This window comes from Flagellimonas marina (assembly GCF_042651185.1).
GTDB classification, from domain to species: Bacteria; Bacteroidota; Bacteroidia; order Flavobacteriales; family Flavobacteriaceae; genus Flagellimonas; species Flagellimonas marina.
This window is the reverse complement of the sequence record NZ_JBHSCL010000017.1, coordinates 1-5,240: the sequence shown is the minus strand read 5'-3', so window position 1 is coordinate 5,240 and position 5,240 is coordinate 1. Positions and strand designations below refer to the sequence as shown.

At 54.3% G+C, this 5,240-nt stretch carries 2 tRNA genes and 3 rRNA genes; all 5 read right to left on the bottom strand.

Annotated elements, in window-relative coordinates:
* A 5S ribosomal RNA gene (gene rrf / locus ACFOWS_RS19030) occupies positions 1–94 on the bottom strand; the annotation flags it as partial.
* Between the two features lie 153 nt (positions 95–247).
* Positions 248–3,065: ribosomal RNA gene (locus tag ACFOWS_RS19005) — 23S ribosomal RNA — on the bottom strand.
* A gap of 179 nt (positions 3,066–3,244) precedes the next feature.
* Positions 3,245–3,318 (bottom strand) — tRNA-Ala (locus ACFOWS_RS19000).
* Between the two features lie 153 nt (positions 3,319–3,471).
* Positions 3,472–3,545: transfer RNA gene (locus tag ACFOWS_RS18995), tRNA-Ile, on the bottom strand.
* Positions 3,546–3,650: 105 nt separating this feature from the next.
* Positions 3,651–5,174, bottom strand: a 16S ribosomal RNA gene (locus ACFOWS_RS18990).
* Positions 5,175–5,240: the final 66 nt, after the last annotated feature.

The window sequence follows — 5,240 nt, the reverse complement described above, 5'->3', positions numbered from 1 at the left end:
CTCCCACCTGGTGTGGCAGTACCATCGGCGCAAACGGGCTTAACTTCCCTGTTCGGAATGGAAAGGGGTGGGCCCCGTCGCCATGGCCACCTAGGTCTTCAATATTTTATTGTCGGTTGCCGGGCGGACTCCACTGAGCCTGCCGAAGTGCAGCCGAAGCATGACATAATATGGGACGGCGCATTGTTGCGCGCCAAAAAAGAGTCAACGAAGTGGAGTGTGTTTCCAAGGAAAGTTTCCGAGGGCGTTGCGCAAGCTTACGGGCAATTAGTACCGCTCGGCTGCATGCATCGCTGCACTTCCACCTACGGCCTATCGACGTGGTCATCTCCCACGGCCCTTTAAAGAAATCTCATCTTGTGGCGGGTTTCGCGCTTATATGCCTTCAGCGCTTATCCCATCCCGACTTAGCTACCCGGCGATGCCCCTGGCGGGACAACCGGCGCACCAGCGGTCGGTCCAGTTCGGTCCTCTCGTACTAGAACCAGATCCACTCAAATTTCTAACGCCCGCAGTAGATAGAGACCGAACTGTCTCACGACGTTCTGAACCCAGCTCGCGTGCCACTTTAATGGGCGAACAGCCCAACCCTTGGGACCTTCTCCAGCCCCAGGATGTGACGAGCCGACATCGAGGTGCCAAACCCCCCCGTCGATGTGAGCTCTTGGGGGAGATCAGCCTGTTATCCCCGGCGTACCTTTTATCCTTTGAGCGATGGCCCTTCCATGCGGAACCACCGGATCACTATGCTCTAGTTTCCTACCTGTTCGACCTGTATGTCTCACAGTCAAGCGCCCTTGTGCCATTGCACTCTGCACACGATTGCCAACCGTATTGAGGGCACCTTTAGAAGCCTCCGTTACTCTTTTGGAGGCGACCACCCCAGTCAAACTACCCACCACGCACTGTCCCCATCGCTGGGTTAGGCCCCGATCAAACAAAGGCTGGTATTTCAACAACGGATCCACGATGCCTGGCGACACCGCTTCAAATCCTCCCAGCTATCCTACACATTGTTTGACCAAGGTCAATACGAAGCTATAGTAAAGGTGCACGGGGTCTTTTCGTCCCACTGCGGGTAACCGGCATCTTCACCGATACTACAATTTCACCGAGATCATGGTCGAGACAGTGTCCAGATCGTTGCACCATTCGTGCAGGTCGGAACTTACCCGACAAGGAATTTCGCTACCTTAGGACCGTTATAGTTACGGCCGCCGTTTACCGGGGCTTCAGTTCAACGCTTCACCCGAAGGCTGACGTCTCCCTTTAACCTTCCGGCACCGGGCAGGTGTCAGGCCCTATACTTCATCTTTCGATTTGGCAGAGCCCTGTGTTTTTGATAAACAGTCGCCTGGACCAGTTCACTGCGGCTCCCCCGAGGGGGAGCGACGCTTCTCCCGAAGTTACGCGTCCATTTTGCCTAGTTCCTTGACCATGAATCTCTCGAGCGCCTTAGAATTCTCATCCCGACCACCTGTGTCGGTTTACGGTACGGGCCGCAATGCTCGCTTTTCTTGGAGGCGACGCCACTGGATTATCGACGCGGCCGTGGCCTTGTCGTACTATCGCTTGCGCTTCAACGTGCTATTCCGTCAGCACGCACCAGTTAAGCCGCCCCGTCACTTTTGTCGCATTGCGGGTACGGGAATGTTGACCCGTTGCCCATCCACTGCCCCTTCCGGGTTCGTGTTAGGTCCCGACTGACCCCCGGCTGATTAGCATGGCCGGGGAAACCTTGGTCTTTCGGCGTGCGGGTTTCTCGCCCGCATTATCGTTACTTATGCCTACATTTTCGTTTCCGTACGCTCCACGGGACCTCGCAGGCCCGCTTCAACGCAGAACGGAATGCTCCCCTACCACTCCATTGGAGTCCATAGCTTCGGTAATGTGCTTATGCCCGATCATTATCCATGCGGGACCGCTCGACCAGTGAGCTGTTACGCACTCTTTAAATGAATGGCTGCTTCCAAGCCAACATCCTGGCTGTCTGTGCAGTCCCACCGCGTTTTGTCAACTCAGCACATATTTGGGGACCTTAGCTGATGGTCCGGGTTCTTTCCCTCTCGGACATGGACCTTAGCACCCATGCCCTCACTGCCCATAATCATTTTATAGCATTCGGAGTTTGTCAGGAATTGGTAGGCGGTGAAGCCCCCGCATCCAATCAGTAGCTCTACCTCTATAAAACTATATGAACGCTGCACCTAAATGCATTTCGGGGAGTACGAGCTATTTCCGAGCTTGATTGGCCTTTCACCCCTACCCACAGGTCATCCCAAGACTTTTCAACGTCAACGGGTTCGGTCCTCCACTATGTGTTACCACAGCTTCAACCTGCCCATGGGTAGATCGCACGGTTTCGCGTCTACTACTACCGACTAAGACGCCCTGTTCAGACTCGCTTTCGCTGCGGCTGCGCACCTGAGGTGCTTAACCTTGCCGGTAAAAGTAACTCGTAGGCTCATTATGCAAAAGGCACGCCGTCACACCCTAAGGTGCTCCGACCGCTTGTAGGCGTATGGTTTCAGGGTCTTTTTCACTCCGTTGTTCACGGTTCTTTTCACCTTTCCCTCACGGTACTGGTTCACTATCGGTCTCCCAGGAGTATTTAGCCTTGGCGGATGGTCCCGCCAGATTCACACAGGGTTTCACGTGCCCCGCGCTACTCAGGATACCACTATCCTCAACGCTCCTTGCCCGTACGGGACTGTCACCCATATCGTGCAGCTTTCCAACTGCTTCCGGTTCGTCACGCGAGAAATGTCGTGGTCCTACAACCCCCATCTTGCCGAAACAAAATGGGTTTGGGCTGCTCCGGTTTCGCTCGCCGCTACTACCGGAATCACTCTTGTTTTCTCTTCCTCCGCCTACTTAGATGTTTCAGTTCAGCGGGTTCGCCCCCATTGCTGGGTACTTGGCCTTCAACCAAGTGGGTTGCCCCATTCGGACACCCACGGATCAACGCTCATGTGCAGCTCCCCGTGGATTTTCGCAGCTTATCACGTCCTTCGTCGCCTCTGAGAGCCCAGGCATCCCCCATACGCCCTTCTTTTGCTTGTCGCATCCCACCTTGACGATGGGACGCCCTCGTAATCCTTGTTATTCTATTCTACTTCGTGTTTCTTCTTTGACTTCGCATGTCAACGACCTAAGTCGTTGCTGCTCCGTCCCAATATGTCAATGAACCTGTGGCGGGCCGCCACCGGCAAAAAAAATGCAGTGGACAGCTTTTACGCCGTTGTGGAGAATATCGGAGTCGAACCGATGACCTCCTGCGTGCAAGGCAGGCGCTCTAGCCAGCTGAGCTAATTCCCCATTATCAGTTGTCAGTTAACAGTTATCAGTTAACAGTACTATATAACGGTAACCCAACACCTAGAATTTCCTTGTTCCAATACTTTTTAATGAACTTTCATGAACCTTGGACCTAAAACCCAAAGCCCTTGACCGCAAGCTTTGCTTGCCCTGTAGTCTCAGGCAGACTCGAACTGCCGACCTCTACATTATCAGTGTAGCGCTCTAACCAGCTGAGCTATGAGACTGTCTTGGCCTAAAACCACCAATATATCTATAACATATCGCAGACAGCGAAAAGAGAAAAACCACCCGATCGGGACCGGGAAAAGGCCTCGGAACGCCTTCTCTAGAAAGGAGGTGTTCCAGCCGCACCTTCCGGTACGGCTACCTTGTTACGACTTAGCCCTAGTTACCGATTTTGCCCTAGGCCGCTCCTCTCGGTGACGGACTTCAGGCACTCCCGGCTTCCATGGCTTGACGGGCGGTGTGTACAAGGCCCGGGAACGTATTCACCGGATCATGGCTGATATCCGATTACTAGCGATTCCAGCTTCACGGGGTCGAGTTGCAGACCCCGATCCGAACTGTGACCGGTTTTGTAGATCCGCGCCCCCTTGCGGGGTGGCTTCCCTCTGTACCGGCCATTGTAGCACGTGTGTGGCCCAGGACGTAAGGGCCGTGATGATTTGACGTCGTCCCCACCTTCCTCACGGTTTGCACCGGCAGTCCCGCTAGAGTCCCCGACTTCACTCGCTGGCAACTAACGGTAGGGGTTGCGCTCGTTATAGGACTTAACCTGACACCTCACGGCACGAGCTGACGACAACCATGCAGCACCTTGCAGGCGGTCCGAAGAAAGGGGTGTCTCCACCCCATGCAGCCTGCATTTAAGCCCTGGTAAGGTTCCTCGCGTATCATCGAATTAAACCACATGCTCCACCGCTTGTGCGGGCCCCCGTCAATTCCTTTGAGTTTCATTCTTGCGAACGTACTCCCCAGGTGGGATACTTATCACTTTCGCTTGGCCACGGAGACCGAAGTCCCCACAGCTAGTATCCATCGTTTACGGCGTGGACTACCGGGGTATCTAATCCCGTTCGCTACCCACGCTTTCGTCCATCAGCGTCAGTACATGGTTGGTCACCTGCCTTCGCGATCGGTGTTCTATGTGATATCTATGCATTTCACCGCTACACCACATGTTCCGGCAACCCCACCATGACTCAAGACCTGCAGTATCAAAGGCAATTCTATGGTTGAGCCACAGACTTTCACCCCTGACTTACAGGCCCGCCTACGGACCCTTTAAACCCAATGATTCCGGATAACGCTCGGACCCTCCGTATTACCGCGGCTGCTGGCACGGAGTTAGCCGGTCCTTATTCTCACGGTACCGTCAGCTCCCCTCGCAAGGGGAGGTTTCTTCCCGTGTAAAAGCAGTTTACAACCCATAGGGCCGTCATCCTGCACGCGGCATGGCTGGATCAGTGTTCCCACCATTGTCCAATATTCCTCACTGCTGCCTCCCGTAGGAGTCTGGTCCGTGTCTCAGTACCAGTGTGGGGGATCCCCCTCTCAGGGCCCCTAACCATCGCTGCCTTGGTGGGCCGTTACCCCGCCAACTAACTAATGGTACGCATGGCCATCCCTGTCCGATAAATCTTTAACCAAAATATCATGCGATACTTTGGTACCATGGGGCATTAATCCAAGTTTCCCTGGGCTATTCCCCTGACAGGGGCAGGTTCCATACGCGTTCCGCACCCGTGCGCCGGTCGTCATCAGTTTGCAAGCAAACTATGTTACCCCTCGACTTGCATGTGTTAGGCCTGCCGCTAGCGTTCATCCTGAGCCAGGATCAAACTCTTCATTGTACATCGTTAAATATCTCTATAAGCGATACCGCTGCACAATTCCCAGAATCCACGGATCAAAATGGT